The following is a 24,896-nucleotide window of genomic DNA, read 5'->3' as shown; positions in this document are numbered from 1 at the left end:
AGAATACCGCCATGCCGCGCGACCCCGCCTGGCGCGGCCGCCTGACCGGCGCCGCCATCGTGCTGCTCGTGCTGTGGCCGATGCTGGTGCAGGCAGAGTTCAAGCCGTGGATTTTATGGGATGCGCAAAGCCTGGCGGCCACCTGGCAGTTTATTTCCAGCTTCGTGCCGCCCGCCCACTCGCCGGAATTTTTGCAACTGGTGGCCACGTCCGCCTGGGAAACCGTCGCCATGGCCACGGCCGGCATGGCGCTGGCGATGCTGGGCGCTATTCCCTTGACCTTGCTGGTGACGGAGCGTTTGTCGATTTCGCGCATCGGCTCCGGCAAGGTTTCACCGCTGGCCGCCGCCCTGCGCCATGGCGTGCGCGCGCTGCTGGTGCTGCTGCGCAGCGTGCCGGAACTGGTGTGGGCATTACTATTGGTGCGCATCGTGGGACTGGGACCGACGGCGGGCGTGATCGCCATCGCGCTTACCTATTGCGGCATGCTGGGCAAGGTGTATGCGGAAATCCTCGAATCGTCGGATGCGTCCGGCTGCAATGCCTTATTGAACAACGGCAGCGGCCGCTTGAAAGCCTTGCTGTACGGCGCCCTGCCCGAATCGGCGGCGGAACTGGTGTCGTACACGATCTACCGCTGGGAATGCGCGATCCGCGGCTCCGTCGTCATGGGTTTTGTCGGCGCGGGCGGCCTGGGCCAGCGCATGGATGAATCGATGAAGATGATGGCCGGCAATGAATTGGCCACCATGCTGATGGTGTTCGTGCTGCTGGTGGCGGGCGCCGACGCCGTGTCCGCCATGCTGCGCCGGAGGCTGGCATGAAGACGGAACCGATGTTGCCCGTCCCTGCCCCCGTGCGCTGGTCGACCTGGGCCTTGCTGGCCGGTTTGCTGCTGCTGGTCATCGCCAGCTTCGTCACCCTGCCCCTGAAATGGGGAGAATTCTTCAGTGCCGACGCCGTGCGCACGAGCGCCGACTTCCTGCACGGCTTCGCCCCGCCCGAGCTGGCCAGCCCCTTCCTGATGAAAGTCGGCGTTGCCACCTTTGAAACCCTGGCCATGTCGGCCATCGGCACGGTGATTGCAGCCGTATTGGGCGCACTGCTGGCCCTGCCTGCCAGCGGCCGTTTTGGTCACTTGGCGCGCAACGCCACGCGCGGCGTGCTCAACGTGCTGCGCTCCATTCCCGAACTGGTGTGGGCCTCGATTTTGCTGATCGCCGCCGGCCTGGGGCCATTCGCGGGCACCCTGGCCTTGGCCCTGCACACGGTGGGCGTGCTGGGCCGCTTGTTTGCCGATGCCTTCGAGAATTGCCCGCCCCTGCCGGCGGCGACCTTGCGCATCAACGGCGCGCGGCCCGCCGTGGCCTTTTTGTATGCGACCTTGCCGCAGTGTAGCCCGCAAATGATGTCGTATACGCTATACCGCTGGGAAAACAATATCCGCGCCGCCGCCATCCTCGGCGTCGTCGGCGCGGGCGGCCTGGGGCAGATGCTGAAATACCATCTATCGCTGTTCCAGATGCAGAACGCCGCCACCGTCATCGTCGCCATGCTGCTGATGGTGGCCGCCGTCGATGGCCTCAGCTACCTGCTGCGCCGCGCCATGACCCGTTAATTTTCACTTTTACAAGGAATGCCCATGTCAGGCTGGTGGACGATTATCTCGACAGAAACGCCGGAGCAAATGGCCGATATGACGAAAATCAACAAGGACGCATTTCTCGCCAGCTGGGAAGCGGGCCTGTTCGGCGCCGACTGGATCGCGCAATTGTGCCTGCAAGGCAAGGCGAGCCAGCTGACGTTCAACGGCTTCCCCAACCGCTACACGGCCTCGGCGGATGTCATCGCGCCCCTGTTGCTGGCGGGCATCGCCGAAGCGCAGGATGGGGAATTTCCGCAAGACAAGCTCACGGGCTGGCCCGGCAGCATCACCGTGCATCCGCAGCGTATTGCCGCGTGCGCGCCCGGGCAACTGCTGAGCATTGAAGTGTGGGACCAGTCTTAGGTCGCACGCAAAAAATACGAATGCGCAAGCCCGCGTACCTGTTAATATTGCCAAATACTTAAATGGCGGGCGACGCATGGAGCGTAGCGCCACGCCATTCAAGCATATGTGACGTATTTTCCTGCACCGCAGGCCACTTTTGCATAGGCTGTCAACACCATGAAAAAACTGCTCCTGGGCGCCCTCGCCGCCTGCTGCTCGCTGCACGCCGCCGCCGCCCCCGTCGAAGACTTCATCGGCACCTGGAAACTGGAACGCACCACCGTGCCCAATTATGTCGTCATCAGGCAGGAAGGCGAGCGGCTCGTGGCGCTGCGCTACGCGCGCAATGTGCTGACCAACAAGATCACCGAGCGGCGCTATCCCGCCAGCTATGCGAACGGCGACATCACCATCGCTGCGGGCGAGACAGTCATCGAGGCGCGCAGCGTGAACGACGTGGCGACCGTCACGATGCTGGCGGAAGCGTACAAGAAGATTTCCTCGTCCACGGCCGTGCCCACCAGTGAAGAAATGTCACAGATTTGAACCGCATCGTCATTCGCCCCACCAGCGCCGCCGATTGGCCGGCGCTGAAATCCACGCGCCTGGCCGCCCTGCTTGACGCCCCCACGGCCTTTGGCGCCAGCCACGCCAGCGCGGCCGCTTTTTCGGACGCCGACTGGCAGCAGCGCGCCGTCAGCACGCCACAGCGCACCTTTTTCCTCGCCTTTGACGGAGAACAAGCCATCGGCCTGGCCGCGCAAGTGGTGGCCGGCAGTGGCGAATGCCATCTGATCGCCATGTGGGTACATCCGGAATACCGGGGCCTGGCCGTGGCGCAAGGCCTGGTCGGGGCCGTGAAACAATGCGCCGTGGACAACGGCCATTCCCGGCTGGTGCTCGACGTGGCGCAAGAAAATGCCCGCGCGGCCGCGTTTTACCTGAAACAGGGCTTTGTCTTCTTGCCGGAATGGGAAGCGCTGGAAAGCCATCCGCATATCCAGGTGCAGAAGATGGAATGGCGGGCGCCAGCATAATGGCCCTATTTTCGGCCGGAATTTGCTATGTATCCGGCCAGTCTGCGGCCTGGACATATCTTGCCATCGAATCCGGGAAAACAGCGGTTTCAAGCACTTCATTCATCCCAATTGACGCTCTGTCTTAAAAACCTGCTCATGCCGGTGTTTTTTTCTACACTCGCGTTTTCATTCATGAATAGAAAGATCAGGTATGCGTGCCATTAAAAGAGCGGGGCTTTTGCTGTGTTTGTGCGGTGCTGCGGCGCAAGCTTGCGCTGATACGGAACCAGCCGTGGAACAGGCCGGGCAGGATGCGGCGGCGTCCGTCAACGTGAAAGGCATCCGCGACCCGGACTGGAAGCCTTACAGTGCCATGCTCAAGGGCATTAAACGCTTCGAGGAAAAACATGCGCTGGCGCCCGACGCCGAATTGAAATTCCTCCTCGAGCCGCGCCGTCCCGACGTCGACATGCACGCCATCGCGCTGCGGCTGGAAAGCGACGAGGCGGGCATGGCGATACCGCTGGGCGAGCGCAACATCTTCAGCTTGCCCGTCGAGCAGGGTCCGCTGTATGACAAGGCCGAGCTGACCGTGAACCGCAAGGCGGGCTCGGTCAGGTGGATACCCTACATCCGCAGTGCGGCGACCAGCGACACGCTGCGCCGCCTGGGCGACCTGCGGCTGGCCTGCGAAGTCCATTGGGCCATCGACAAGGAAACCTTGCCTTTCGCCATGCGCACGGCGATGGGCGCGCTGGGCGGGCCGTGCAATTTCGTGTCGCAAAAGGGAACCTACAGCTTTTCGGAACCACGGCGCATCACGGCGGCAACGATCAGTTTTAATGGCAAGAGCGCGCCCGTGCCCTTTAGCGGCACGTCGTTCACGCCGCCGTTGCGGGAGCAGGACTGGAGCGACGACAGTATGATCGAATTGGCATTCGACAACGACCAAACTGCGCAGTGACTATTTCACCCGCTGCTTTTCCAGCTTGCGCGCGAGGGTGCGCCGGTGCATGCCCAGCCTTCTCGCCGTTTCCGAGATATTGAAATCCGTCTCGGCCAGCATTTCGTGGATGCGTTCCCATTCCAGGGTCTTGATGTTGGTGGCGCGATTGGTCAGTTCGATGTCGGCGTTGCCGGCCACGTGGCCGAAGGCCGCTTCGATGTCGTCCGTGTTCGATGGTTTCGCCAGGTACTGGCAAGCGCCCAGTTTGATGGCTTCGACGGCCGTGCCGATGCTGGCGTAGCCCGTCAGCACGACGATCAGCATTTCCGGGTCGTGCTGGTGCAGCATCTGCACGCAGGCCAGGCCCGAGGTATTGCCGTTGAGCTTCAAATCGACCACGGCGTAGTCGGGGCAATGCTGCTCCAGCAAGGCGCTTGCCTCGTCGAAATTGGTGGCCAGGATGACCTGGTAGCCGCGCCGCTCGAACGAGCGGCCCAGGGTGCGGGCAAACGCGGCGTCGTCTTCCACGATCAGTAACAGACGGTCATCCTGCATGGTGGTCGCTTTCTCTTTCCAGTTTGATGGCCGCCAGCGGCAAGGCCAGGTGCACCACCGCCCCGCCCTGCACCCGGTTGCGGGCCGTCACCGTACCACCCAAGGTACGCGCGACATTCACCACCAGGAACAGCCCGAGGCCGCCGCCGGGCTTGCCCTTGCTGCTTTGATACGGTTTACCCAGGTGCGTCAGCATCGACGGCTCGAAGCCGGGGCCCGCATCGGTAATGACCAGATGAAGGGCGTCCGCTTCGCGCGTCGCTTCGAAGCGCAGCCACTCGGGCGACGCTTCCAGCGCATTGTCGAGCACATTGCAGATGGTTTGTTTCAGGGTCGAATCGAAGACGACGGGTACGTCGTGCTCGATGCGGTTATCGTACTCGAAACCCTGGATCGGGCGGCTGCTGCGCCACTCGTCCACCAGGTCGTTGAGGAAGGTATTGATCGTCGTTTTCACGGAAGATTCCCCGCGAGCCTCGCCCGCCGACAATAAAATGCCGCTGACGATGCTCTTGCAGCGCTGCAACTGTGCCTGCATTTCCGTGATTTCTTCCAGCAATTCACTGTTCTTGCTCAGTTCCGGCATGCGGCGCCAGTCGCCGAGGATGACGGACAAGGTCGCCAGCGGCGTGCCCAGTTCGTGCGCGGCGCCCGAGGCCAGCAAGCCCATGCGGATGATGTGCTCTTCTTCCGCCGCGCGCTGGCGCAAGTCGGCCACCTTGGCGTCGCCGGCGCGCTGGTTGCGGTTGATGCGCGTAATAAACAGCACCAGCAAGGCGGCGTTCAGCGCAAAGCAGATCAATAATCCCTGCACGTACAGGCTGGAAAAGCCCCGCTCCGGGTCGATGGGCAGGAACAGCGGACCGGGCAGCAAGGCCAGGCCGGCCAGGCACAGGCTCGTAATGGCCACCATGATCCACGTCGACCACACTTCCAGCAGCACGGCGCTGAGGATGACTTGCAACAGATACAGGAAGGCAAACGGGTTGCTGATGCCGCCGCTCAGGTAGAGCTGGGCCGTCAGCACGGTGACGTCGACCAGCAAGGCGAGGAACAGCGCCGTGTTCGAGACGGGCTGGCGTTCGTGCCAGCGCAAGAGGCTGGCCAGATTGAAGGCGATGAGGCAGGACAGCACTTCGAGCATGTAGGGCACGGGCAAGGCGATGCCCAGTCCCACGCCCACGCCGAAAATCGTGCTGATCTGGCCGATCACGGCCAGCCAGCGCAACTGGATCAGCAGCTTCATGTTCTGGTGGCCGGCCGGATGTTCCATCTCGGCCGCCACGGCGCCGCGTTCTAAGACCTCGCGGTTGGGCAGGATCTCAATCCTGCCCGGCATGGTCGCTTTCTTGCGATGGATCAAGCTTCTTGCCACGTGCGCGGCGGCGTTTATCCTCGCGCACGATCCACCACGTGATACCGGCTACCATCAAGGCAAGCGCGAACCACGTCAGCGCATACACGAGGTGGCTGTTGTGGAACGAGATCACGGTCAGGCCGCCGACGGGGGAGTCACTGGCCGTTTCCGACTTTTCTTTCGCGTCGACGAAATATGGCGCCACGTTGGCGAGCATGTGCGAGGCCGCGATGGCGGCCACGTCGCGCGAATACCAGTGCTGCGTGGCGGGACTGTTTTCACGCAGGAAACCGCCGCCCGTCTCGCTGATGCGCAGCAAGCCGTCGACCTCGACGATGCCGGGCGGCGTGCCGGCGCCGATGCTGGCGCGCTTGGCCACGAAGCCGCGGTTGACGAGTACGGTGCTGCCGTCGGCCAGGCGCAAGGGCGTGATTAACCAATAGCCGCTGCCCAGTGCCGTCGTTGCCTGCACCAGGGTATTGAAAATGGGGAGATAGGTACCGGAGAGTCGCACATGGCGGTATTCATCCGTTTGAGGCGTGATACTGGCCCAGGCTGCGGGTCCAGGTGCGTCCGTTGCGGGCGCATGTACGCGTTGTTCGACGCGCTCGATCAGGTCAAGCTTCCAGAAGAGGCGCTTGACTTGCCAGGTTCCCAGGATACAGAAACCGGCAAACAAGATCCCCGCCAGCAAGGCTAGCGCAATTTTTGAATAATGCACAGCCATGCCGCGTGGGCCTGGCGCGGCATCTTGCGATGCGGCGCCAGGGGCGCGCCCGGTGCTGTCTGGGCGCGTTTGACTCATCATGGAGCCGTTTTCGTATGCATGTACTCAGGCATCAGATCCGGCATCATGTTGTGGTTCATGTGGTACATGACCCACAGGGAACCGGCCATGGCGATGCCCACGATCATGATCGTGAAGATCAGCGCCATCATGTTCCAGCCGCCTTCGGACTTGGTGTTCATGTGCAGGAAGTACACCATGTGCACCACCACTTGAACGGCCGCGAACGCCAGCAGGACCAGGCCCATGGTGCCCGAGTTGGTGATGGCTTTCGTCATCACCAGCCAGAATGGAATGGCCGTCAGGATCACCGACAGGATGAAACCGATCGCGTAGCTTTTCAGGCTGCCATGATCGTGGTTGTCATGGTGGTGGCTATCGCCGTGTGTGTGGTGGTCGCTCATGGCAGCACTCCCATCAGGTAGACAAAGGTGAAGACGCCGATCCAGATGACGTCCAGGAAGTGCCAGAACAGCGACAGGCACATCATGCGGCGGCCGTTTTCCGGGGTCAGGCCATGCTTGTTCAACTGGAACATCAGGGTCACGAGCCAGATCACGCCGAACGTCACGTGCAAGCCGTGGGTGCCGACCAGGGCGAAGAACGAGGACAGGAACGCGCTGCGCTGCGGACCGGCGCCTTCGTGGATCAGATGAATGAATTCATACATTTCCAGCGACAGGAAGGCCAGGCCGAACAGGCCCGTGATGCCCAGCCAGACCAGGGTGCTGCGCAATTGCTTGCGCTGCATGGCCAGCATGGCGAAGCCGTAGGTGATCGACGACAGCAGCAGCATGGCCGTGTTGACGGCCACCAGCGGCAGGTCGAACAGCGCGGCGCCCGTCGGGCCGTCCGCATAGCTGCGGCCGACCACGGCGTACGTGGCGAACAGACAGGCGAAGATCAGGCAATCGCTCATCAGGTAGAGCCAGAAACCCAGCAAGCTGCCGTTTTCCGGGTGGTGCTCGCGCACAAAGTAGCTGCGCGTGCTTGGTGCGGCGCCAGCGGCGCCGGTGTTATGGGCGATGGTATCAGACATGGCTGCTCAGCAATTTAGTATAAGCGTCTTCGGTACGGATGACTTCTTCCGCAGGAATGTAGTAATCGCGCTTGTAGTTAAAGGTATGGACGATGATGGCAATCATCATGATCACGAAGCCGACGGCGGCGACGAGCCACATTTGCCAGATCAGGCCAAAACCGACCAGTGCGGACAGTGCGGCGATCACGAAACCAGCCCAGGTGTTCTTCGGCATGTGGATCTTCGTGAAACCGGACGTCGGACGCTGGTAACCGTGTTTCTTCATGTCAGTCCATGCATCGAGTTCGTGCACTTGCGGCGTGAAGGCGAAATTATAGTCTGGCGGTGGCGACGACGTCGACCATTCCAGCGTACGGCCGCCCCATGGGTCACCGGTCACGTCGCGCAGGGCGTGACGGTTGCGGTAGCTGACGAAGAACTGGATCAGCATGGAAGCGATGCCCAGCGCGATCGAGACGGCGCCAAACCAGGCGATGATGGTCCAGATTTGCAGCGATGGATCTTCAAAGTGGTTGACACGGCGGGTCACGCCCATCAGGCCCAGCACGTACAGCGGCATGAAGGCCAGGTAGAAGCCGACGAACCAGAACCAGAACGAGCACTTGCCCCAGAACGCGTCGAGCTTGTAGCCGAAGGCTTTCGGGTACCAGTAGTTAATTGCAGCAAACACGCCGAACACCACGCCGCCGATAATCACGTTATGGAAGTGGGCAATCAGGAACAGGCTGTTGTGCAGCACGAAGTCCGCTGGAGGTACGGCCAGCAAGACGCCGGTCATGCCGCCGATGGTGAAGGTGACCATGAAGCCGATCGTCCACAGCATCGGCAGTTCAAAGCGGATACGGCCGCGGTACATGGTAAACAGCCAGTTGAAGATCTTCGCGCCCGTCGGGATCGAAATGATCATCGTCGTGATGCCGAAGAAGGAGTTGACGCTGGCGCCCGAACCCATGGTGAAGAAGTGATGCAGCCATACCAGGTACGACAGGATCATGATGACGCAGGTGGCGTACACCATCGAGGCGTAGCCGAACAGGCGCTTGCTGCTGAACGTGGCGACCACTTCCGAGAACACGCCGAACAGCGGCAGGATCAGAATGTAGACTTCCGGGTGACCCCAGATCCAGATCAGGTTGACGTACATCATGGCGTTGCCGCCCAGTTCCGTCGTGAAGAAGTTAAAGCCGGCAACGCGGTCCAGCGACAGCATGGCCAGAACAGCCGTCAGCACCGGGAAGGCGGCGACGATCAGGATGTTGGTGCACAGTGCGGTCCAGGTGAAGACAGGCATTTTCATCCAGGTCATGCCTGGCGCGCGCATCTTGACGATGGTGGCGATCAGGTTGACACCGGACAATAGCGTCCCGACCCCGGCAATCTGCAAGGACCAGATGTAATAGTCTACCCCCACGTCCGGACTGCCGACGATGCCCGACAGCGGCGGATAGGCCAGCCAGCCCGTGCGGGCGAATTCGCCGACGAACAGCGAAGCCATGACCAGGGCGGCGCCCATGGTGGTCATCCAGAAGCTGAAGTTGTTAAGGAATGGGAAAGCCACGTCGCGCGCGCCGATTTGCAGCGGCACCACGTAGTTCATCAGACCCGTCACGAAAGGCATCGCGACGAAGAAGATCATGATCACGCCGTGGGCGGTGAAGATCTGGTCGTAGTGATGCGGTGGCAGGAAGCCGGCATTGTCGCCGAAGGCGATCGCCTGCTGGGTACGCATCATGAGCGCGTCGGCAAAGCCGCGCAGCAGCATGACCAGGCCCAGGATCATGTACATGATACCGATTTTTTTATGGTCGATACTGGTGATCCAGTCGCGCCACAGGGTACCCCAGACGCGGAAATACGTCAGTGCCGCAACGAGTGCGATACCGCCCAGGGCGACCATTGCAAAGGTCGCCAGCAGGATAGGTTCGTGAAATGGAATTGCATCCCAAGTCAGACGGCCGAATATAAGCTTCGTCAGATCAATATGGTCTAGCATTGTTACTCTCAGAGAAAAAAGGGAGGCGCCAGGCAAGCGGCGCCAGTATCTGCAGCGCCACTACGATGCGCTGCGGGATTCATGCAGTGGTTACTTGGCTTGAACGCCCTTTTCCACGACTGCATCGCTAGCGACTACTGCCGTTACGGCCGCTACCGGGCTTTTTGCCATCGTCAATTTGTATGGCTCGACCGGCGTCACGCACAGGGCGTCGGAAACGATGGTGCGGTTCAGAATTGCCTTGTACAGATCGTTAGGCACGGCGCTGTAGCGGCGCACCGGATCGCGTTCGCTAGGCTGGGCCAGCGACAGGTAGTCGTCGCGGTTCAGCGCGCCGCCACCGGCACGTGCCGATTCCACCCATTTGTCGAAGTCCGCATCATTCACGCCGTGGAACTTGAAGCGCATGCCCGAGAAACCGGCACCGCTGTAGTTCGCGGAGAAGCCCTTGTACACACCAGGCTTGTTGATGACGGCATTCAACTGCGTTTCCATGCCAGGCATGGCGTAGATCTGACCTGCCAGTGCGGGGATGAAGAACGAGTTCATGACGGACGAGGCGGTGATCTTGAAGCGGATCGGGCGGTCGACGGGCGCGTACAGTTCATTCACGGAAGCGATGCCTTGCTCCGGGTAGATGAACAGCCATTTCCAGTCCAGGGCCACGACTTCGACGATCATCGGTTTGTGGCTGGCAGGAATCGGGCGGTTGGCGTCGATACGGCTCAATGGGCGGTATGGATCGAGGGTGTGGGTACTGATCCAGGTCAGCAGGCCCAGCACGATGATGATCAGCAGGGGCGCGCCCCAGATGATCAGCTCGAGGCGAGTCGAGTGGTCCCAGTCCGGCTCGTATTTGGCCGCGGTATTGTTTTTTCTATAGCGCCATGCAAACAGCAGGGTCAGGGCGATTACCGGAACGATAATCAACAGCATCAGCAATGTCGAGATGACAATCAGATTGCCTTGCTGAACTGCGATGTCGCCAGACGGATTCAGTACCACCGTATTGCAACCAGCCAACAATGCGAGAGGTAAAAGAAGCAGTCCGCGACGAACTTTTAATGAAAACATACAGGAAAGTCCAGTACAGGGGATGAAGATATGGTACTGTATTCTCACTGGAGCGCGTTGGCAATTGGACGTTTTGTCCTACCCCTTGCTCGGATTTTCACTTGGTGGTTGAGGAGTTTTCCTACAGCTATCTATTGAATAGTCCTACTCCGGGCGTGAGACACCCGGGGTAAGTTACGCGTTGGCCGAACTCGAAACTATATTGGAGACGATCATCATGTCCAGCACGCGCACACACAGCGGGGACGTACCCGCCGACTTTTCCCCCCACTCCCTGCGCGACGCACGCGGGGCCGGCACGGTCGAATCGCATATCGACCCCGGTGAGATCGCCGTCGGCGTGATCATCGGCCGCGCTTCCGAATACTTTGACTTCTTTGTCTACGCCATCGCTTCGGTGCTGGTGTTTCCGCGCGTCTTCTTCCCGTTCGAAGAACGCCTGGAGGGCACATTATATGCTTTCCTGATCTTCTCGTTCGCCTTCATCGCCCGTCCGTTCGGCACCGTGATCTTCATGGAGATCCAGCGACGCATGGGGCGCAGCGCCAAGCTGACGTTCGCCCTCTTCCTGCTGGGCGTGTCGACGGCCGGCATCGCCTTCCTGCCGACCTACGCCCACCTGGGCTTTGCCGCCATCGTCTGGCTGTCCGTGCTGCGCATCGGCCAGGGCGTGGCGCTCGGTGGTTCCTGGGATGGCTTGCCGTCGCTGCTGGCCCTGAACGCGCCGGAAAACAAGCGCGGCTGGTACGCCATGCTGGGCCAGCTGGGCGCGCCCGCCGGCTTCCTGATCGCTGCCGGCCTGTTCTGGTTCATGCTGACCACCCTGACGGATGAGGAATTCCTCGACTGGGGCTGGCGCTATCCCTTCTATGTGGCCTTCGCCATCAACGTGGTGGCCCTGTTTGCCCGCTTGCGCCTGGTGTCGACAAATGAATATGCGCGCCTGCTCGACGAACGCGAACTGCAGCCCGTGAGCGTGTTTGAAATGGGCCGCGGCCAGGGCCGCAACGTGCTGATCGGCGCCCTCGCCGCGCTGGCCAGCTACGCCCTGTTCCACCTGGTGACCGTGTTCCCGCTGTCATGGATTTCCGTCTACCAGACGCGTTCCGCTTCGGACTTCCTGCAGATCCAGATGCTGGGCGCCGTGCTGGCCGCCGTCGGCGTGGTAATTTCCGGCTTGCTGGCCGATAAAGTGGGCCGCCGCACTACCCTGGGCGTGCTGGCCGTGCTGATCGCCATCTTCAGCGCCTTCGTGCCGACCCTGATGGGCGGCGGCAATACGGGCCAGGACGTGTTCATCCTCGTCGGCTTCAGCCTGCTGGGCTTGTCCTACGGCCAGGCAGCCGGCGCCGTGACGGCCAACTTCCCTGCCCGCTTCCGCTACACGGGCGCGGCCCTGACGTCCGACCTGGCCTGGCTGGTCGGTGCCGGCTTCGCTCCGCTGGTGGCGCTGGGCCTGTCGGCCAACTTCGGCCTCGCCTATGTCAGCTTCTACCTGCTGTCGGGCGCCGTCGCCTCGCTGGCCGCGCTGAGCCTGAACCGGGCGCTGGAAATCCGCGACTGACATATATATAGTGGGTAGCGTGCACCGCACTGAAAAAACGCCGGCACCGTCCGGCGTTTTTTCATGCCCGGGCCTTGGCCAGGCTTACTGTATCGCCAGCTGCCGCCCGCCCGTGCCCTCTTTCTTCGGCAAGTCCAGCAGCAGCACGCCGTTTTCGTAGCGGGCCTGCGCACCGGCCTCGTCCACCTCGTGCGGCAGCACGAAGCTGCGGTAGTGCTGGCCGTACTCGCGTTCGCTGCGCACGGTCTTGCCGCCGCCGTCGCGCGTCACTCTTTCATCCTTGAGTTCGGCACTGATGGAGACGCGGTTGCCGTCGATGGAGACCTTGATATCGTCCTTGTTGACGCCTGGAATGTCCGCCTGCACCTGATAGGCTTGCTCGGTTTCGGAAATGTCGACGCGCATGCGCGACGTGCCCCCTTCGCGCAAGCGCAAGGCGGGCGCAAAAAAGTCATGCATGAATTCTTCCATGTCGCTGAACGGGTCGAAACGTGCCAGCGGGTTTTGCGTATCGCGACGGATCAATTGATTAGCCATGATGTCCTCCTGCAAAGGCTGGTTTGCACACGGCGGCCGTCCGCGGGGACGCCGCCACCTCCTGCATCTTAGGATGCGAACCGCCAATCTCGTTGATCTGCCTCAATCGTGGCAAGCTTGATTTTTTCGCTACTTTGCTCTGTGCGTTGCCGCGCTTTGCACAGGCTTGCAAGTCGGCAATTGAGCGCAAGGCTGTTATGCTAGCGCACGCTATGCTTGACCACCAGAAAACTTGCATTTCAATTAAAATTGATTTTTTCGCGACAGCCTTACACGGACATGATGAATACCAAGACCCCGATCGACTCCTTCAGCTTTCGCCGCATCCTCGCCCGCAACGTCACCTTGCCGCTGGTCATCGGGGTCGTCACCGCCCTCGTGTTTGTCGGCCTGATCGCCTACCTGCTGTCGGCCCTGCGCTCGGTCGAGCATTCCGAACGGGTGATCGGCAACGCCAACGAAGTCATGAAGCTGTCCGTCGACCTGGAAACAGGCATGCGCGGCTACCTGCTGACGGGCGATGAAACGTTTTTGGCGCCATATAAGTCGGGCAAGGCAAAGATCGCCGTGGAAATGAGCACCCTGCTCGAACTCGTGTCCGACAGCCCCATCCAGGTGGACCGCTTGCGCCGCATCCGCGCGCTGCAAGGCCAGTGGATGGAGTACGCGGAAGCAGTGATCGGCCAGCGCCGCAATAACCAGGAATTCCTCGCGCGCGTGCGCCAGGGCGAAGGCAAGCTGGAATTCGATGAAATCCGCCGCGAATTCCTCACTTTCCTGTCCATGGAGCAACGGCTGCGCCAGGAACGGGCCGACACGGCCGAGGGCCGCACCATGCTGGCCGTGGCGGTATTCCTCGTCCTCAGCCTGGGCATGTCGGGCTTGCTTGCCTATCTGGGACGGCGCGAACTGCTGCGCCTGTCCGATATCTACAATGAAGCGCTGGAACAGCGGAGCAAGGACAACGACGTGCTGCAGGAACAGGCGTGGCTGCGCACGGGACAGACGGAGCTGGCGGCCCACACGAGCGGCCAGCTGGGCCTGCCGCAGCTGGGACGGCACGTGCTCGATTTCCTCGCCCACCGGCTGGAAGTGGCCGTCGCCACCCTGTACGTCGTCGATGAAGACGGCAGCCTGCGCCGCACGGCCGTGTACGGCTTCAACGAACAGGGCGTGAAGGAAAAACAGGTGTTCAAGCTGGGCGAAGGCCTGGTGGGCGAGACGGCGCGCGAAAAGCGCCTCAAGCATGTGCAGCAAGTGCCCGAGAATTACCTGACCGTGACGTCGAGCCTGGGCAGCGGCGCACCGCTGGAACTGGTTTTGGCGCCCGTCAACAATGAAGGCGTCGTCAACGGCGTCATCGAACTGGGCTTTACGCATCCCGTCAGCGCCCGCGCCAAGGAATGGCTGAACCTGATTGGCGCGAATATCGGCACCTCGCTGGAAGCGGCCCTGTACCGCCAGCGCCTGCAAAACGTGCTGGAAGAAACCCAGCAACTGAACGAAGAGCTGGAAGTGCAGCAGGAAGAGCTGCGCACGGCCAATGAAGAGCTGGGCGAGCAGTCGCGCGTGCTGGAACAGTCGCAAGCCCACCTGGAAGAGCAAAAGGCGGCGCTGGAGCAGTCGAACGAACAGCTGGCCGTGCAGGCGCTGTCGCTGGACCAGAAAAACATGGCCATCGTCGAGGCGCACGCCCAGCTGGAAGCGCGCGCGGACGAGCTGCAGCGGGCCAGCCGCTACAAATCCGAATTCCTGGCGAACATGTCGCATGAGCTGCGCACGCCGCTGAACAGCTCGCTCATCCTGTCGAAGCTGCTGTCAGACAACAGCAGCGGCAACCTGACGCCGGAGCAAGTGACGTTTGCGCAAACCATTTATTCGGCCGGCAACGACTTGTTGACCCTCATCAACGACATCCTCGACATTTCCAAGGTCGAGGCGGGCAAGCTGGAATTGACGCCGGACGCCGTGCCCTTCGACGAGCTGCTCAGCAGCATGAAGATGCTGTTCGGCGCCCAGGCGCAGCAAAAGAAACTGGTATTTGACGTCAAGGTGGCGCCGGACACGCCGCCGTCCTTCGTCAGCGACCGCCAGCGCCTCGAGCAAATCCTGAAGAACCTGCTGTCGAACGCCATCAAGTTTACGGATGCGGGCACCGTGTCCCTGCACGTGAGCGCCGATGCGGCCGGCCAGGTGCGCTTCCAGGTGCAGGATTCGGGCATCGGCATCGCCGACGACCAGCAGCACAAGATTTTCGACGCCTTCCACCAGGCGGACGGCACCACCAGCCGCCGCTATGGCGGCACGGGCCTGGGCCTGTCGATTTCGCGCGACCTGGCCGCCTTGCTGGGCGGCAGCATCGAGCTGGCCAGCACGCCGGGCCAGGGCAGCACGTTTACATTGGTGCTGCCGGCCATGATGCCGGAACGCTTGGTGGAAACGCCAAGCGCCCCCGCCGCCGCACCGCAAGCGCCCGCAAAAACCGCCGCCGCGCCGAAGGCGGCGCCCGCCGCCAAGCCCGTGCCGCTGCCCACCTTCCAGGATGACCGCGACAGTGTGCCCGCCGTCAAGACGGGCCAGCGTTCCGTGCTGGTGATCGAGGATGAACCGTCGTTTGCCGGCATCCTGTTCGACCTCGCACATGAAATGCAATACCGCTGCCTGGTGGCGCACGGCGCCGATGAAGGCTTGCGCCTGGCGGAAGAATTCCTGCCCGACGCCATCCTGCTCGACATGGGCTTGCCGGACCGTCCGGGCTTGCTGGTCTTGCAGCAATTGAAGGAAAACCCGCTGACGCGCCACATTCCCGTGCACATCGTCTCCGGCAACGACCAGATCCAGGAAGCCATGCAGCTGGGCGCCATCGGCTACGCCACCAAGCCGCGCACGCGCGAGCAATTGAAGGAAGTGTTCCGCAAGCTCGAATCGAAGTTTACGCAGCAGATGAAGCGCATCCTGCTGGTCGAGGATGACGAACGCCAGCGCGAAAGCGTGGTCCACCTGATCAGCGACGACGACGTGGAAATCACGGCCGTGGCCTTGGGCGAACAGGCGCTGGAATTGCTGAAGACACAGATTTTCGACTGCATGATCATCGACCTGAAGCTGCCCGATATCCAGGGCAACGAATTGCTCGAACGCATGGAACATGAAGAGCTGTGCTCGTTCCCGCCCGTCATCGTCTACACGGGCCGCAACCTGAGCCGCGAGGAAGAGGCGGACCTGATGAAGTATTCGCGCTCGATCATCATCAAGGGCGCCCGCTCGCCCGAACGCCTGCTCGACGAAGTCACCCTCTTCCTGCACAAGGTGGAATCGGAACTGTCGAGCGAACGCCAGGGCATGCTGCAGCAGGTGCGCAGCCGCGAGCGCGTGTTTGAAGGGCGCAAGATTTTGCTGGTGGACGACGACGTGCGCAACATCTTTGCCCTGACGAATGCGCTGGAACAGAAAGGCGTGGTGGTGGAAATCGGCCGCAACGGCTTCGAAGCCATCAGCAAGCTCAACAGCGTGGACGATATCGACCTGGTGTTGATGGATGTCATGATGCCGGGCATGGATGGCCTGGAAGCGACGCGCCTGATCCGCGCCGATGGCCGCTACAACAAGCTGCCCATCATTGCGATTACGGCCAAGGCCATGAAGAATGACCAGGAAGAATGCCTGCAGGCGGGCGCCTCCGACTACCTGGCCAAGCCGATCGACCTGGACCGCCTGTATTCGCTGCTGCGCGTGTGGATGCCGAAGATGGAACGCATGTGATGGAGCGATACTGATGTCCCTGCGCACCACGGACGCGCAACTGCACGCGCTGATGGAAGCGATCTATCAGCGCTACAGCTATGATTTTCGCGACTACTCTTTGCCCTCGCAACGCCGGCGCCTGAACCAGGCGCTCGAGCGCTTCCACTGCGCCGACCTGCCCGCCTTGCAGCAGCTGGTGCTGGACGACGCGGCCGCCTTTGGCAAGCTGCTGCAGATTTTGACTGTGCCCGTCACGCAAATGTTCCGCGACCCGGCGTTTTTCCTCGCCCTGCGCGAACACGTCGTGCCCGTGCTGAAAACCTACCCGTCGCCGACCATCTGGGTGGCCGGCTGCTGCACGGGCGAAGAAGCGCTGTCGCTGGCCATCATGCTGCACGAGGAAGGCTTGCTCGAACGCAGCACGATCTACGCCACCGACATCAATCCGCAAGCGCTGGCCACGGCCGCGCGCGGCGTATACCCGCTGCACCGCATGGCCGACTACGGCGACAACTACCTGGCCGCGGGCGGCCTGGGCCAGCTGGCCGAGTACTACACGGTCGAGCATGCCACGGCGCGTTTCCAGCAGCACTTGCTCGACAGGATCAACTTTGCCGACCACAGCCTGTCCACGGACAGCGTTTTTATTGAAACGCAATTGATTTGCTGCCGTAACGTGCTGATTTACTTCAACAAAACCTTGCAGGAACGGGCCCTGGGCCTGTTCCACGATTCACTGTGCCACCGGGGTTTCCTGGGCCTGGGCAGCAAGGAAAGCACGCATTTCACGCGCTTTGCCGCCGACTTCGAACCCTTGCCGGGTCCCGAAAAGCTCTACCGCAAGCGTGCGCCGTCGCACGCCGCTTCCCATTACGCTGGACGGCACATGCCAGGAATGAAACATGATGAATGAAACAAGCACCAAACTGCTGATCGTCGACGACTTGCCGGAAAACTTGCGCGCGCTCAATGCGCTGATCCGCGAGAGCGACCGCAGCGTCTACCAGGCCTCCTCGGGCGAAGAAGCGCTGGCCCTGCTGCTGGAGCACGATTTCGCGCTGGCCATCCTCGACGTGCAAATGCCGGAAATGGATGGCTTTGAGCTGGCGCAATTGATGCGCGGCACGGAAAAGACGCGCCACATCCCCATCGTCTTCGTCACGGCGGCCGGCAAGGAAATGAATTTCGCCTTCCAGGGCTATGAAAGCGGCGCCGTCGATTTCCTGCACAAGCCGCTCGACATCAATGCCGTGCAAAGCAAGGTCAACGTTTTTGTTGCCCTGCACCAGCAGCGCAGCGAGACGCGGCGCCAGGTGCAGGCGCTCGAGCACAGCCGCCAGCAGCAGGAAGCGTTATTGAAAGAATTACGCGCCACGCAGGCAGAGCTGCAGCGTTCGCTGCGCCTGCGCGACGAATTCATGTCCATGGTGGCGCACGAACTGCGCACGCCGCTCAATACGCTGTTCCTGGAAACGCAGATGCGCACCGTCAACCTCGAACGGGGCAACCTGGCCGCCTTCGAGCCTGACAAGCTGGGCAAGATGGTGGCGCGCGACGGGCGGCAAATCCGCAGCATGGTACGCCTGATCGATGACATGCTCGACGTCTCGCGCATCACCAGCGGCAAGCTGTCGATCCGCCGCGAAGCCGTCGACCTGACCAGCCTGGTGCGCCGCGTGGCCGACGACCTGGCGCCGTGTGCGGCCGCCACGGGCAGCGTGCTGGAAGTGCTGGCCTTCGAAGCCATCCACGGTTACTGGGATGCCTTCCGCGTCGAGCAGATCGTTGTCAACCTGATCAGCAACGCCGTGCGCTACGGCCAGGGCCAGCCCGTGGAGATCAGCCTGGCGCACACGCAGAACAGCGCCGTCATCGAAGTGCGCGACCATGGCATCGGCATCAACGCGCGCGACCAGGAACGCATCTTCGACGCCTTCGAGCGCGTCATGCACCAGGACCGCACGGGCGGCCTGGGCCTGGGCCTGTTCATCACCAAGCAGCTGGTCGATGCGCATGGCGGCGCCATCACCCTGCAAAGCCAGCCCGGCAATGGCGCCCTGTTCAGCGTCACCCTGCCGCTGGCCGGCAGCTGAGGCCCCCATGAGCAGCACACCCGCCTCCAGCAGCCAGACCGGCGCCAGCGCCGTCGCCTTTCTGTTGCAGCTGGAACGCCGGCTGCGGCTGCTGCAAGACACGGGCGACATCCTTTCCCTGTCGGCGCAGCTGCTGGGACAGCGCCTGGGCGCCCAGCAAGTGGCCTGTTTCAATATCGACCAGACCCTGCAATGCCCTACCCTGCAGCATGCGTGGAGCGACGGCCTGGCGCCCGGTGCCGCCGGCGAATATTTCCTCGGCGATTATGCGGCCCGCCTGGCCGAGGCGCTGGCGGCCGGCCAGGCGCTTGCCGTCAGCGATGTGGCGAGCGACCCGCGCACGGCCATGCCGGCCGCGCTGGCCACATTCGCGCGCCTGGGCATCCGCGCCTTCCTGAATATTCCCATTGCCAAGGAGGGCCGGCTGGCGGCCCTGTTCGTCGTGCACAGCCGCGCGGCGCGGCTGTGGCATGCGGACGAGATCGAACTGGCCGTGCAAGTGTCGGAACGGGTCTGGTCGACCATTTTGCGGGCGCAGGCGGAAGCGCGGCTGCGCGCCCTCAGTGCCAGCATGGAAACGCAGGTGGCCGAGCGCACGCGCGAATTCGGCCGCACCTGGAACGTCAGCCCCGATTTGCTGGGCGTGCTCAACCTGGACGGCTATTTCGAGCACTCGAACCCCGCCTGGCAAGCCACGCTGGGCTGGTCGGCGGAGGAAATCCGCACGACGCGCTTCCTGGAACTGATCCATCCCGAAGACTTGCCGCGCACCCATGCGGCCTGGGAAGCGGCCAACCAGGGCCAGCCGGCGCTGCGTTTCGAAAACCGCTACCGCCACAAGCTGGGCGGCTGGCACTGGCTGTCGTGGGTGGCCGTGCCCGAGGGCGAGAAGGTGTATTGCAGCGCGCGCGACATCACCGTGGAAAAGAAGCTGGAAGCGGAACTGGCCGCGCGCAACAGCGAGCGCGAGCGGCTGTGGCGCAGCGCGCAAGACCTGATGGTGGCCATCGATGCCGACGGCTGCTTTGCCGCCGTCAACCCCGCCGCCAGCGCCATCCTGGGCTGGCTGCCCGAGGAAATGCTGGGCCGCAGCCTGTTCGACTTCGTGCTGCCCGAGGATGCCGCCGCCACGCGCCAGGCCTTGTTGCAGGTAAGCAAGGAATCCATCCCCAGCTTTGAAAACCGCTACCGGCACCGCGAGGGCGGCCACCGCTGGCTGTCGTGGGTGGCAGCAAGCGAAGGCGACCTGGTGTTCGCCACCGGGCGCCACGTCACGCTGGAAAAGGAAGCGGAAAGCACCTTGCGCAGCATGCAGGAATCCTTGCGCCACAGCGAAATGGCGCTGCTGCAATCGCAAAAGCTCGAAGCGCTGGGCAAGCTGACGGGCGGCGTGGCCCATGATTTCAATAATGTCCTGCAAATTATCTCCGGCAATCTGCAGTTGCTGCAGCTGGGCCTGGACGACGACCCGCTGGCCGCGAAGCGCATCGCCAGCGCCTCGGCCGCCGTGGAACGGGGCGCCAAGCTGTCGGCGCAGCTGCTGGCTTTTGCGCGGCGTCAACCGTTAAAACCGCTGGTAACGGACCTGGCGCAGCTGCTGCGCGCCACGGAAGACCTGCTGCGGCGCGCCACGGGCGAAAGCATCGAAACGCGCTTGCTGCTGGCCGACGACTGCTGGCGCGCCCTGGTCGACCCGCACCAGCTGGAAAACGTCATCCTCAACCTGGCCATCAACGCGCGCGACGCCATGGCCGGCCAGGGCCAGCTGACCATCGAACTGGGCAACAGCGTGCTGGACAGTGCCTACGCGGCCCGCCATGCGGACGTCACGCCCGGCGACTACGTGCAGCTGGCCGTCTCGGATACGGGCACGGGCATTCCCGCCGAGCTGCTGGACAAGATTTTCGAACCGTTCTTCACGACCAAAAGCGAAGGCGAAGGCACGGGACTCGGTTTGAGCATGGCATACGGCTTCCTGCGCCAGAGCGGCGGCCACCTGACGGTGGACAGCGTGCCCGGCCATGGCAGCACCTTCCGCATCTACCTGCCGCGCTCGCTCGAAGCGGAAACGGAACTGCCGCTGCAACTGGGCGGCCCCGTGCTGGGCGGCAAGGAAACCATCCTCGTCGTGGAAGACGACGTGCAGGTGCAGACGACGGTGGTCGACATGCTGCGCGGCCTCGGCTACGCCGTGCTGCGCGCCAGCGATGGCGAAAGCGCGCTGGCCATCGTCGGCAGCGGCGTGCCCATCGACCTGCTGTTTACGGACGTGGTGATGCCGGGCAAGGTGGCCAGCACGGAACTGGCGCGCCAGGCCCGCGTGCTGCTGCCGAAGCTGGCCGTGCTGTTCACCTCGGGCTACACGCAGGACGCCATCATGCAGGGCGGCCGGCTGGAACCGGGCGTGGAACTGTTGAGCAAGCCCTACCGGCGCGAAGACCTGGCGCGGCGCATCCGCCACCTGCTGGCCAACCGCCAGCACGTGACGGCCCTGCACCAGTACCGCGCGCAACTGGCGCCGCAGGCCGCTCCGGCGCGGCCGGAGGGCAGGCATATCCTGCTGGTGGAAGACAATGCCGATGCGCGCGCCATGACGGGCGACCTGCTGGCCATGCTGGGACACACGGTGCTGGCCGTAGGCACGGCCGAGGAAGCCCTGCCCCTGCTGGCTACGCCGGGACTGGAACTGCTGCTGACCGATATCAGCCTGCCGCGGATGTCGGGCGCCGAGCTGGCCGCACGGGCGGCGCGCGAACAGCCGCAGCTGGAAGTGGTGTTTTCCACGGGCCACTCCCCCGCCAATTCCGGCGTGCTGGACCCGCAGGCGCGCTTTCTGGTGAAACCATTTACCGTCGAGCAATTGCAGCGGGCCTTGCTGCCGCCAAATCAGTAGACGTCGAGCCGGCGCGCCTTCAGTGCGCCGGCCAGCTCTTCCAGGCCGAACGGCTTGCGCAGGAAGCGCGCGCTGGCGTCCTGCATCAGGCTGGCTCCCCAGTCGTGCCCGGAAGCAAACACCACCTCCAGCTGCGGCCAGTGCGCGCGCGCATGGCGCGCCAGTTCCAGGCCGGACATGGTGGGCAGGCTGATGTCCGTCACCAGCACGTCCAGGCCCGGCATGGCCAGGAGCGGCATGGCCGCTTCCGCGCTGGCCACGCCATGCACGGTGTGGCCCAGCATATTGAGCATTTCCGTGGTCATTTCGCGCGCATCGTCGTTGTCTTCCACCAGCAGGATGCGCCGCCCGGAAGGGTCGGGCGCGCCCACCAGGCGGCGGTCGGCCAGCAGGTGGCGCAGGCGCCGCGCCAGGTCTTCGCGCTGGTAGGGCTTGCTCAACAGCTCGACACCCGGGTCCAGCCGCCCGCCCTGCATGATGGCGTTGTGCGTATAGCCTGACGTAAACAGCACGGCCAGCTCGGGCAGCAGCAATTTCGCCTGCTGCGCCAGCTCCTTGCTGCTGACGGGACCGGGCATGACGACGTCCGTAAACAGCAGGTCGATAGCCACGCCCGTGCCCAGCAGGGCCAGCGCCGAGGCGCCGTCGTCCGCATGCAGCACGTCGTAGCCGAGGCCGCGCAGCATGTCGACCACCGTGTGTTGCACCGGAGCATCGTCTTCCACCACGAGGATGGTCTCGCCGCCGCCCAGCACGGGGCCCGTCAGGCCCGGCGGCGGTTCGGCCAGCTTTTCCAGCGAGCGCGGCAGATATATCTTGAACGTCGTGCCGGCGCCGGGCGCGCTGTGCACCTTGATATGGCCCGCGCTCTGGCGGATGAAGCCGTAGGCCATGGACAGGCCCAGGCCCGTGCCCTCGCCTTCGCGCTTGGTGGTAAAGAACGGCTCGAAAATCTGGTCGATCACGTCGCGCTCCATGCCATGGCCCGTGTCCGTGATGGTCAGCAGCACGTATTGCCCTTCCAGCACATCGGCATGCAGGCTGGCGTAGGCGGCATCGAGCGTGACATTACTCAAGGTAAACGTGAGCCGGCCGCCCTTCTCCATCGCGTCGCGCGCGTTGATGGCCATGTTCAACAGCACGTTTTCCATCTGGTTCGGGTCGACCAGGGTATGCCACAAGCCTTCGCTGATGAAGGTTTCCTCGGCAATCGCTTCGCCCAGGGCGCGGCGGATCAGCTCATGCATGCGGCGCAGCAGCCGGCCCAGGTCCGTCACCAGCGGCTTCAACGGTTGACGCCGCGCAAAGGCCAGCAGTTGCGACGACAGCTTGGCGCCCCGTTCGACGGCCGAGGCCGCCGAATCGAGGCGCCTGGCCGCCTGCGGATTGTCGGACACCGTCAGTTTCAGCAGTTGCAGATTGCCGGAAATGATTTGCAGCACATTGTTGAAATCGTGGGCCACGCCGCCCGTCAGCTTACCGATCGATTCCAGCTTCTGCGCCTGCAGCAAGGCTTGCTCGCTGCGCACCAGCGCCAGCCGCGCCTCCTTCTCGTCCGTGACGTCGCGGCCGATGGCGTGGATCAGCTTTTGCGCCGGCACGGCCGTCCAGGAAATCCAGCGGTAGCCGCCATCGCGCCGGCGGTAGCGGTTTTCCATGCGCAAGGTGGGCGCTCCATGGGCCAGGCGCGACAAGTCCTTCAAGGCCGCCATGCGGTCGTCGGGATGCACAAGGCTGATAAAATCCATGCCCAGCGATTCAATTTCAGGCCGGTCGAGGATCTTGCTCCAGGCGGGATTGACGGCGATGATCATGCCGGCCAGGTCCGCCACCAGCATGATGTCGGTCGACAGCCGCCACATGCGGTCGCGGTCGGCCGTGCGGTTGGCCATTTCCACTTCCAGCGAAGAATTCAGGTAGGCCATCTTTTCCAGCACGTTCTTCTGTTCCTGCACGTCCGTATTCGTGCCCACCCAGCGCAGCACCGTGCCTGCCTCGTCGAACAGGGGCAAGGCGCGCGCCAGGAACCAGCGGTAGGCGCCGTCGCTGGCGCGGCGCATGCGGAACTCGTGTTCGTAGGCGCTGGCGGTGGCGACGGCCCGCTCCCAGCTTTTTTGCGTGGCTTGCACGTCGTCCGGGTGCACGCACTGGCGAAAACCGGTGGACACGAGCGACTTCATCGATTGCCCCGTGTATTCGCACACCTGTTGGTTGACCCAGTAGGTGGCGCCGCTGCCATGCGCCAGCCAGGCCTGGTTGGGCATGGTCGAGGCCAGCGAACGGAACTGCGCTTCGCTGTCGAGCAAAGCGTTGCGCGCCTGCCAGTGTTCGTCGATATCCTCGCAGGAGCCGTACCATTTCACGGGCTGGCCCCGCTCGTCGAGCCGGCAGTAGGCGCGCGAATGCACCCAGCGGTAGCGGCCGTCCTGCCGGCGCACGCGCATTTCCTGGTCCAGCGGCTGGCCGCTGCCCACCGCTTCGCTCCACGCCGCCAGTGTACGGGGCACGTCCTCGGGATGGATGGCATCGAGCCAGCTGGTAGCGAGGCCGCTGCCTCCCGTCCAGTCGCGCCAGCGCTGCGCCACATAGTCGAGCTTGCCGTCGAGGTCGGCCGTCCACAGCACTTGCGTGTTCAGCTCGATGGCGTAATGGAAGTGTTCGCGGCTGTCGTGCAGCGATTTTTCCAGCTGGCCCCGCTCGATCACATGCGCGGCCACGCGCGCGGCCAGCGCCAGCAATTCGATCTCGGGCTGGGTGGGATGGCATGGCGCCTGGAAAAACAGGCCCAGCACGCCCAGGATATGGCCCTTGGCGCCGAAGACGGGAGCGACCCAGCAGGCGCGGTAGCCGTGCAGCATGGCTTCCTTGCGTCCCGCGCTCCAGTGCACGTCGCGCGTGATGTCACCGCAATACACGGGCGCGCCGGAAAAGGCGGCCATGCCGAACGGGGACGGCTGGTCGCCGCCGTGGCGCAGGGCCAGGCACAGGTCTTGCGGCAGGCTGGGCGCGGACAAGCCGCAAAAGCGGTCGGCCTCGTCGATGAGCACGAGACAGGCGTGCGCGCCGCCCTCGGCCAGGTCTTGCAGCGCCAGCAACAAGTGTTCCAGTGCATGGGCCAGGTCGGCGCCTGCCGCGATGCTGCCCAGCGCACTATGCTCGGCGTCCAGCAAGGAAAGAATGTTGTTTGCGTGCACCGTGTCGATAAGGGGAAAACTGATGCCGAAATATACCATGGGGCAACGCTCTTGCAGGAGGAAAACAGCATGCCGCTTGATCTCTGCCGCCACGCGGCCCTATGCTAC

20 protein-coding genes are annotated in these 24,896 nt (G+C 63.1%); 11 read left to right on the top strand and 9 right to left on the bottom strand.

Going from position 1 to position 24,896, the window contains the following annotated elements:
• The first annotated feature begins 11 nt into the window (after positions 1–11).
• The 6 genes from IGS61_RS01185 to IGS61_RS01160 all read left to right on the top strand — a co-directional run bounded on the left by IGS61_RS01185 (position 12) and on the right by IGS61_RS01160 (position 3,973).
• On the top strand, positions 12–824 hold the full coding sequence (locus tag IGS61_RS01185) for a PhnE/PtxC family ABC transporter permease (RefSeq protein WP_230537649.1): 813 nt from the start codon (positions 12–14) through the stop codon (positions 822–824).
• The gene (gene phnE, locus IGS61_RS01180) at positions 821–1,618 is read left to right on the top strand and encodes a phosphonate ABC transporter, permease protein PhnE (protein ID WP_230537648.1); all 798 of its coding nucleotides are present in this window, start codon (positions 821–823) and stop codon (positions 1,616–1,618) included. The genes IGS61_RS01185 and phnE overlap by 4 nt, the downstream gene beginning before the upstream one ends.
• A gap of 24 nt (positions 1,619–1,642) precedes the next feature.
• Positions 1,643–2,008, top strand: coding sequence for a hypothetical protein (locus IGS61_RS01175; protein WP_230537647.1), 366 nt, complete (start codon positions 1,643–1,645; stop codon positions 2,006–2,008).
• A gap of 159 nt (positions 2,009–2,167) precedes the next feature.
• Positions 2,168–2,536, top strand: a complete 369-nt coding sequence (locus tag IGS61_RS01170) for a hypothetical protein (protein WP_230537646.1) — start codon at positions 2,168–2,170, stop codon at positions 2,534–2,536.
• Positions 2,533–3,027: a GNAT family N-acetyltransferase gene (locus tag IGS61_RS01165; protein WP_230537645.1), complete on the top strand. Its 495-nt coding sequence runs from the start codon at positions 2,533–2,535 to the stop codon at positions 3,025–3,027. Before IGS61_RS01170 ends, IGS61_RS01165 begins: the two co-directional genes overlap by 4 nt.
• A 274-nt stretch (positions 3,028–3,301) precedes the next feature.
• Positions 3,302–3,973 carry a hypothetical protein gene (locus IGS61_RS01160; RefSeq protein ID WP_230537644.1) on the top strand — a complete coding sequence of 224 codons (672 nt, stop codon included), beginning with the start codon at positions 3,302–3,304 and terminating at the stop codon, positions 3,971–3,973.
• Here IGS61_RS01160 and IGS61_RS01155 read toward each other — a convergent pair whose 3' ends face one another.
• The 7 genes from IGS61_RS01155 to cyoA all read right to left on the bottom strand — a co-directional run bounded on the left by IGS61_RS01155 (position 3,974) and on the right by cyoA (position 10,763).
• Positions 3,974–4,510 (bottom strand): response regulator transcription factor, encoded by a 537-nt coding sequence (locus tag IGS61_RS01155; RefSeq protein WP_034788474.1) that lies wholly within the window; start codon positions 4,508–4,510, stop codon positions 3,974–3,976. It lies immediately after the preceding gene.
• Positions 4,500–5,849: an ATP-binding protein gene (locus tag IGS61_RS01150; RefSeq protein ID WP_230537643.1), complete on the bottom strand. Its 1,350-nt coding sequence runs from the start codon at positions 5,847–5,849 to the stop codon at positions 4,500–4,502. Before IGS61_RS01150 ends, IGS61_RS01155 begins: the two co-directional genes overlap by 11 nt.
• Positions 5,833–6,594 (bottom strand): SURF1 family protein, encoded by a 762-nt coding sequence (locus IGS61_RS01145; protein ID WP_329958029.1) that lies wholly within the window; start codon positions 6,592–6,594, stop codon positions 5,833–5,835. Before IGS61_RS01145 ends, IGS61_RS01150 begins: the two co-directional genes overlap by 17 nt.
• Positions 6,595–6,671: 77 nt before the next feature.
• Positions 6,672–7,058, bottom strand: a complete 387-nt coding sequence (cyoD, locus tag IGS61_RS01140) for a cytochrome o ubiquinol oxidase subunit IV (protein ID WP_034788483.1) — start codon at positions 7,056–7,058, stop codon at positions 6,672–6,674.
• Positions 7,055–7,693, bottom strand: a complete 639-nt coding sequence (gene cyoC, locus IGS61_RS01135) for a cytochrome o ubiquinol oxidase subunit III (protein WP_034788486.1) — start codon at positions 7,691–7,693, stop codon at positions 7,055–7,057. The genes cyoD and cyoC overlap by 4 nt, the downstream gene beginning before the upstream one ends.
• Positions 7,686–9,689 carry a cytochrome o ubiquinol oxidase subunit I gene (cyoB, locus tag IGS61_RS01130; RefSeq protein ID WP_230537641.1) on the bottom strand — a complete coding sequence of 668 codons (2,004 nt, stop codon included), beginning with the start codon at positions 9,687–9,689 and terminating at the stop codon, positions 7,686–7,688. Before cyoB ends, cyoC begins: the two co-directional genes overlap by 8 nt.
• Positions 9,690–9,779: 90 nt before the next feature.
• On the bottom strand, positions 9,780–10,763 hold the full coding sequence (gene cyoA, locus IGS61_RS01125; RefSeq protein ID WP_230537640.1) for a ubiquinol oxidase subunit II: 984 nt from the start codon (positions 10,761–10,763) through the stop codon (positions 9,780–9,782).
• A 217-nt stretch (positions 10,764–10,980) separates the two neighbouring features.
• Here cyoA and IGS61_RS01120 point away from each other — a divergent pair, with 217 nt between their 5' ends.
• Entirely contained in the window at positions 10,981–12,327 is a 1,347-nt protein-coding gene (locus tag IGS61_RS01120; RefSeq protein ID WP_230537639.1) for an MFS transporter, read from the top strand.
• An 84-nt stretch (positions 12,328–12,411) separates the two neighbouring features.
• Here the strand turns inward: IGS61_RS01120 and IGS61_RS01115 are convergent, their stop codons facing one another.
• On the bottom strand, positions 12,412–12,864 hold the full coding sequence (locus IGS61_RS01115; RefSeq protein WP_230537638.1) for an Hsp20/alpha crystallin family protein: 453 nt from the start codon (positions 12,862–12,864) through the stop codon (positions 12,412–12,414).
• A gap of 282 nt (positions 12,865–13,146) precedes the next feature.
• Between IGS61_RS01115 and IGS61_RS01110 the strand changes: the two genes are divergently transcribed.
• The 4 genes from IGS61_RS01110 to IGS61_RS01095 are packed head-to-tail and all read left to right on the top strand — an operon-like array spanning position 13,147 to position 21,594.
• A complete protein-coding gene (locus IGS61_RS01110; RefSeq protein WP_230537637.1) occupies positions 13,147–16,626 on the top strand; it encodes a response regulator in 3,480 nt (1,159 codons plus the stop codon).
• A gap of 13 nt (positions 16,627–16,639) precedes the next feature.
• Positions 16,640–17,521 (top strand): CheR family methyltransferase, encoded by an 882-nt coding sequence (locus IGS61_RS01105; protein WP_230537636.1) that lies wholly within the window; start codon positions 16,640–16,642, stop codon positions 17,519–17,521.
• Positions 17,511–18,701: a hybrid sensor histidine kinase/response regulator gene (locus IGS61_RS01100; RefSeq protein ID WP_230537635.1), complete on the top strand. Its 1,191-nt coding sequence runs from the start codon at positions 17,511–17,513 to the stop codon at positions 18,699–18,701. Before IGS61_RS01105 ends, IGS61_RS01100 begins: the two co-directional genes overlap by 11 nt.
• Before the next feature lie 7 nt (positions 18,702–18,708).
• Entirely contained in the window at positions 18,709–21,594 is a 2,886-nt protein-coding gene (locus IGS61_RS01095; RefSeq protein ID WP_230537634.1) for a hybrid sensor histidine kinase/response regulator, read from the top strand.
• Here IGS61_RS01095 and IGS61_RS01090 read toward each other — a convergent pair.
• On the bottom strand, positions 21,588–24,827 hold the full coding sequence (locus tag IGS61_RS01090) for a PAS domain-containing protein (protein ID WP_230537633.1): 3,240 nt from the start codon (positions 24,825–24,827) through the stop codon (positions 21,588–21,590). The two genes, IGS61_RS01095 and IGS61_RS01090, sit on opposite strands and share 7 nt — an antisense overlap.
• Positions 24,828–24,896: the final 69 nt, after the last annotated feature.

Origin of the sequence: Janthinobacterium sp. FW305-129, assembly GCF_020858115.1 — a bacterium.
In the GTDB taxonomy this organism is placed as follows: Bacteria; Pseudomonadota; Gammaproteobacteria; order Burkholderiales; family Burkholderiaceae_D; genus Janthinobacterium.
Note: the sequence above shows the minus strand (reverse complement) of the source record. Positions and strands in the feature narration are given on the sequence as shown.

Coding starts and splice junctions, on each gene's coding strand:
- cyoC (WP_034788486.1), bottom strand. CDS start 7,693: ATGTCTGATACCATCGCCCATAACACCGGCGCCGCTGGCGCCGCACCA.
- IGS61_RS01145 (WP_329958029.1), bottom strand. CDS start 6,594: ATGGCTGTGCATTATTCAAAAATTGCGCTAGCCTTGCTGGCGGGGATC.
- IGS61_RS01150 (WP_230537643.1), bottom strand. CDS start 5,849: ATGCCGGGCAGGATTGAGATCCTGCCCAACCGCGAGGTCTTAGAACGC.
- IGS61_RS01155 (WP_034788474.1), bottom strand. CDS start 4,510: ATGCAGGATGACCGTCTGTTACTGATCGTGGAAGACGACGCCGCGTTT.
- IGS61_RS01175 (WP_230537647.1), top strand. CDS start 1,643: ATGTCAGGCTGGTGGACGATTATCTCGACAGAAACGCCGGAGCAAATG.
- IGS61_RS01185 (WP_230537649.1), top strand. CDS start 12: ATGCCGCGCGACCCCGCCTGGCGCGGCCGCCTGACCGGCGCCGCCATC.
- phnE (WP_230537648.1), top strand. CDS start 821: ATGAAGACGGAACCGATGTTGCCCGTCCCTGCCCCCGTGCGCTGGTCG.
- IGS61_RS01115 (WP_230537638.1), bottom strand. CDS start 12,864: ATGGCTAATCAATTGATCCGTCGCGATACGCAAAACCCGCTGGCACGT.
- IGS61_RS01095 (WP_230537634.1), top strand. CDS start 18,709: ATGAGCAGCACACCCGCCTCCAGCAGCCAGACCGGCGCCAGCGCCGTC.
- cyoB (WP_230537641.1), bottom strand. CDS start 9,689: ATGCTAGACCATATTGATCTGACGAAGCTTATATTCGGCCGTCTGACT.
- IGS61_RS01120 (WP_230537639.1), top strand. CDS start 10,981: ATGTCCAGCACGCGCACACACAGCGGGGACGTACCCGCCGACTTTTCC.
- IGS61_RS01090 (WP_230537633.1), bottom strand. CDS start 24,827: ATGGTATATTTCGGCATCAGTTTTCCCCTTATCGACACGGTGCACGCA.
- IGS61_RS01105 (WP_230537636.1), top strand. CDS start 16,640: ATGTCCCTGCGCACCACGGACGCGCAACTGCACGCGCTGATGGAAGCG.
- IGS61_RS01110 (WP_230537637.1), top strand. CDS start 13,147: ATGAATACCAAGACCCCGATCGACTCCTTCAGCTTTCGCCGCATCCTC.
- cyoD (WP_034788483.1), bottom strand. CDS start 7,058: ATGAGCGACCACCACACACACGGCGATAGCCACCACCATGACAACCAC.
- IGS61_RS01100 (WP_230537635.1), top strand. CDS start 17,511: ATGATGAATGAAACAAGCACCAAACTGCTGATCGTCGACGACTTGCCG.
- cyoA (WP_230537640.1), bottom strand. CDS start 10,763: ATGTTTTCATTAAAAGTTCGTCGCGGACTGCTTCTTTTACCTCTCGCA.
- IGS61_RS01170 (WP_230537646.1), top strand. CDS start 2,168: ATGAAAAAACTGCTCCTGGGCGCCCTCGCCGCCTGCTGCTCGCTGCAC.